This is a genomic window from Acinetobacter sp. LipI_19, from assembly GCF_058242925.1.
In genome coordinates this window covers 1-4,721 of record NZ_JBZAYK010000008.1, presented here as the reverse complement: position 1 = coordinate 4,721, position 4,721 = coordinate 1, and the positions used below count along the sequence as shown (strand labels likewise).

The following is a 4,721-nucleotide window of genomic DNA, read 5'->3' as shown; positions in this document are numbered from 1 at the left end:
CATGTTGGAGAAATCCTCGCAGAGATACCACCATACTTCGACAGGGAGCGCGTGGGAGAAGGTGCAAAACCTTTAGTCCTTGTCTGCATGGTCAGCAAAACCATGTGCGGATACGACCGATGCGTGGCTCCGTCAGCCCAATTACAGGTTAATCGGCAATACTTAAGAGGATATTTGATTTTTTTAAATCAAAGCCTCTTAGGGAAAGTATTGCCGAAACTCTCTCAACGTTCACCATCAGCCCGAGCATAGCGAGGGATGTGGGGACGGTGAGAAAGAGTTGAGTGCCTTTGTTTTTACAAGATTCATGCCAATACTTCCTAGAGTTTATATACCGTGTCATTTGATTTAAATTTTATATAACAACGCTATCCATTTTTAAATAAGCAAGGATACACAGCTACCCCTATTTAACTTCGTTAAACATTGGTAGACTGTGACCTTGATCAGGGGCTTCACCCCCGATACCCCCGAAAAGCTTTAAACAGAAAAATCAAAGATTTTCCAATTTAAAGCTTACAAAAGCCAAAGCAGGGTAGATTAAAATGTCAGGACAGGAACAACAAGAGAATCAGAAAGGTAAAGCTATTCGAGAGAGAACCTTTAAAGTCAGACTTTCAGAATCAGAATATCAATTGCTTGATTGCAATAATCCTTATGGTTCGATTGCAAAGTTACTTAGACAAGCAGCAGTAGAGAAAGCGACTAAAATTCATAATTCCAAAGCAGAAGATAACCAAAAAATTAAAGCAACAAAGGTTGTTGAATCTTCATATAGCAAGACAGAGCGGGCTTTAATTTTAGAACTTGGTCGGATTGGCAATAATGTGAATCAGATTGCTAAAGCAGTGAATACAGATATTGCGGATACTGGTGCTTTTGACAAAGTAAAACTGCTTCATTTATTAATTTCGATTGATCAACAGCTTCGGGAGTTACGTCCAGATGATCGTTGATTTTTTTCGACATGGTTCAGGTTTATCGAAAGGCTGTCTCGATTATTTACTGGGTGAAGATCGAGAGCGTGAACATGCACAGGTGTTGAGTGGAGATACAGAGCTGACAGCGCAATTGATTGATAGCAGTCCTTTTGCCAAAAAATATACGTCAGGCTGTTTATCTTTTTATGAGCATGATTTATCTGACCAGGATAAACAGCAGATCATGCAAAATTTTGAACGATGTTTATTCCCGGGATTAGATCAGGATCAATATCAAATTTTATGGGTACAGCACCAAGATAAGGTAAATCAGGATACTGGAGAGACTAGGCTTGAACTTAATTTTGTGATTCCCAATGTTGAGCTTTCAACAGGAAAACGACTACAGCCTTTCTATGCACCCGTGGATCTCAATCGAGTGGATCTGTTTAAACAGATAACCAATACAGAATATTCACTGTATGACCCCGATGATCCTGAGCATCGACAATTATTTTTAAATAAAAAGAATCTACCCAAAGACGTTAAGGACTTTAAAGCGCAGTTACACCAACGAGTCTATCGAGCTGTTGCCAATGGCGATGTTTCCGATCGGCAAGAATTGGTGCAATGGCTTGAATCGAATCAGATCAAAGTTACTCGACAAACTCAAAAATCCATATCTATAGAAAACCCATACGAAGGCGCAAAACGTCCTATCCGTTTAACTGGTGAAATTTATGAGCAAGGCTTTAGAGCTACTGGCGAATATCGACAAGAAGTACAACAACGAATTGAAGAATACAGAGGAACAACTTCTGAGCGGTATCGAGCAAACGTCACAGACTATCAGAGACAGCTTGAACGCAAGAGCCAATATCACTGCGACCGCTATCCAACAGTCGGACGAGAAAATCGCCGAGAGCATTCAAAACAACGTCAAAACGGTCGAGAAGCAGTTGAGTCAATATCAAAGCTTGCTGCAATCGAAATTGAGCCATTTAACGCAATTAAACGAGCAGATACAGAGCCAAGAACAGCAAGCTCAGAATCAAGCTCTACAGAAAAAACTTACCATTTTGAATATGGGGCTGATTTCAGCAGTAGTTATTTTGCTTATAGCGATTTTATCGCTTGGTCTCATCGCCAAAAACAAGTACAGCGAAGTAAAGACACTCAATACCGTGATCAACGAGAAACAAATGAGGGTAGATCACCTGAACAAATCAGGGGGCAGTCTGAATATCAGTACGTGCAAGAATCTATCGAACAACAAGCAACGCCTATGTATTCAGATCAACAAGAATGCAGGGGAATGGCAGAACGGCTACATGATTCCAATGGGATACTAAACGATGACCGAATTAGAAACACAATTATTGAGAATCATCGAAGAACAACAGCAGCAATTACTGCAACAACAACAGCAGTTGCAGCAGCAACAGCAAACTTTAGACACGATGCAAAGCAAGATTATCCAAGCCTTGTCAGCGCAGTCAAAAGTAATCAAGAGCGATCAGGAGAGCTTGCAACAGGTACAAAAGTCCTTATCGACAATACAGACACAATTTCACGAGCTAGAACGCAGTACAGCAAGCTATACCGAGCAGATCAATGGCAAAGTCCGAGAAATGAGCAAGATTACAGCGAACAACGAAGAAGTTCTGGAGAGAATCTCAACCACACAGCATTTAGTCTCGTCAGAAGTAGCCAAAGCTCAGAAGAATTTGCTCGAAACATCCGAAATATTGAAAAAAATATCGTCCAGATGAATGAGCGTAAACAAGAAATAGAAAAGCCTCGACCTAAGCAAAATCGAGGCATGGATTTTGGTATGTAAAAATCTTTTTATCTTTGAAAGTTCGTCTTTCATTAGAATAAAGCTAATTTTAATTGATTATAATTTATTCATGTGTAAATTATATTTAATGTTTTTTAGTAAAAAATCTTTAAAAATTAATTTTTAAAATTCAACAGGTGATAAAAATTAAAACTTTTTTACTGCATCTAATGAAGGAATAGAGAGGAATTTATAAATTGGTTTTTATTACATGGTGTTCGTTCTAATGAAGTACACAAAGGCTTATTTTTTTTTCATTAGAATAGGCTTTAACTATACCTCTAATAAGTAAGGAAAGTATTATGAAATCAATATTTAAACTATCAATTTTAAGTTTAAGTTTTTTAATTAGTATAGCTCATGCATCGACTAGTGATGAAATGAAATTGCATGCAAATGAGTACATTAAAAATCATAATGTTACTTTAGGTGAAGCAATCAATAGACTTGCTATTCAAGAATCTCGAACAGATGTTTTAAGCCAAATTGAAAGTAAATATGCTGATAGATTAGCTGGTACATACATAGAACATGACCCTACTTATAAAGTAGTAATTAGGCTCAAAGGAAATCAACCTGTTAAAAATTTTATAGCTGATATCAAAAACGTAACTGGTGTGGGGAAACCAATTTTACAGCTTCCAATAGAATTCCAAACAGGTGCATTTGAAACGAAAGCAGAAGGGCTAGAACGATTAAATCAAAGCGCTAATGAAATAAAGCGTCAATTCACTAATGTTCAAGGTTTATCCTATGATGAACGAACAGGTGATATTAAAATTTTATTATTCTCTGAGCCTAAAGAGGTAAGATCAAATACTCAAAATGCACAAAAGCTTAATTTAATTTCATCAAAATTTAAAAATTTGCCTTTTAAAATTGAATATACAAATGCAAAATTTCAAGACACTGCTGCGGTAAAAGGTGGGTCTAAGATTAATACAAGTGGTGGTTATTGTACTTCTGCTTTTGCTATAAAAAATAGTGCAGGTACACAGTACATGACAACAGCTGCTCATTGTAATGGACCTAATTTAGATGTACCAACCAGCGCTCCTTTAACTGTAGTCGGCTCTCAGCTTAATGCAACAAGAGATGTGAGCTGGATGACTGTAGGTGCAGGAAATACTGTCACATCACAATTTAACTCATCACCAACTGCTACAACAAAGTTGACTGGACGTAGAACTGTCGCTAATACAAAGTTAAACGATACTGTTTGCCATAATGGAGCCACTACTGGTTACAGTTGTGGCTATATTGGAGCCTTAAATTTTCAGCCTACTTATCCAAATGCTTGCGGTACAGTAGCTTGTAGTAATACTTGGGTTGCAGTTGTAGGCTCTCTAAACGGAGCATCTGGAAATGGCACTTTAAAGTGTTATTCAGGTGATAGTGGTGGACCTGTGTTCCTAAATAGTCTCGCATTTGGAATATTAAAAGGTTCTTCATATTCAGGTTCAGGTTCAGGTCAATGTAATGCTTTTTTCTATATGTCCACTGATCAATTATATAATATGGGATATTCTTTAGTGTATTAGGCTAAAGAAAGTTAATAAAAAACCCCTCTAAGTCTTGCAACTTAGAGGGGTTTTATTTTAAATTCAATGGGTACAGTTATTTGATGCTTCGAACCATCATTTAACGAAAGATCATAAGGTTTGACGACCGTTATGATTTCACCTTAAAGGCTAGTACCACTGTTTATTTTAAAGAAAAGAACCAGTTTGACAAGCCCCTAATTTGAAACTCTTCGTTAATTAGATTCTAAAAACATCAAATAAGCACCTAACGGTCGAGCCTTATCTACTTCTGTGCATCCTTTTTAGGCAGATATACGTTGCATGTGGAGGGAATAAGTGTCACTGGTGCAACGTAGCGATAGTCGGAAGGCTAAACCGCTTACAGGGGATCTCACATAAGCGGAGCGTTGGAAGTAGTTGTATAGGTTGGTTAAGTTG

Annotated in this window: 3 protein-coding genes; all 3 read left to right on the top strand. The window is 37.6% G+C overall.

Going from position 1 to position 4,721, the window contains the following annotated elements:
* Positions 1-545 precede the first annotated feature (545 nt).
* The 3 genes from mobC (at position 546) to AC4CVF_RS22180 (ending at position 4,301) form a co-directional block, all read left to right on the top strand.
* Positions 546-956 carry a plasmid mobilization relaxosome protein MobC gene (mobC, locus tag AC4CVF_RS22190; RefSeq protein ID WP_005402015.1) on the top strand — a complete coding sequence of 137 codons (411 nt, stop codon included), beginning with the start codon at positions 546-548 and terminating at the stop codon, positions 954-956.
* Entirely contained in the window at positions 946-2,760 is a 1,815-nt protein-coding gene (locus tag AC4CVF_RS22185) for a relaxase family protein (RefSeq protein ID WP_490789986.1), read from the top strand. Before mobC ends, AC4CVF_RS22185 begins: the two co-directional genes overlap by 11 nt.
* Positions 2,761-3,062: 302 nt before the next feature.
* Positions 3,063-4,301, top strand: a complete 1,239-nt coding sequence (locus AC4CVF_RS22180) for a chymotrypsin family serine protease (RefSeq protein WP_005402014.1) — start codon at positions 3,063-3,065, stop codon at positions 4,299-4,301.
* Positions 4,302-4,721 lie beyond the last annotated feature (420 nt).

Bases quoted from the DNA above. Each gene is read 5' to 3' on its own strand.
- mobC (WP_005402015.1), top strand. From the start codon at position 546: ATGTCAGGACAGGAACAACAAGAGAATCAGAAAGGTAAAGCTATTCGA.
- AC4CVF_RS22185 (WP_490789986.1), top strand. From the start codon at position 946: ATGATCGTTGATTTTTTTCGACATGGTTCAGGTTTATCGAAAGGCTGT.
- AC4CVF_RS22180 (WP_005402014.1), top strand. From the start codon at position 3,063: ATGAAATCAATATTTAAACTATCAATTTTAAGTTTAAGTTTTTTAATT.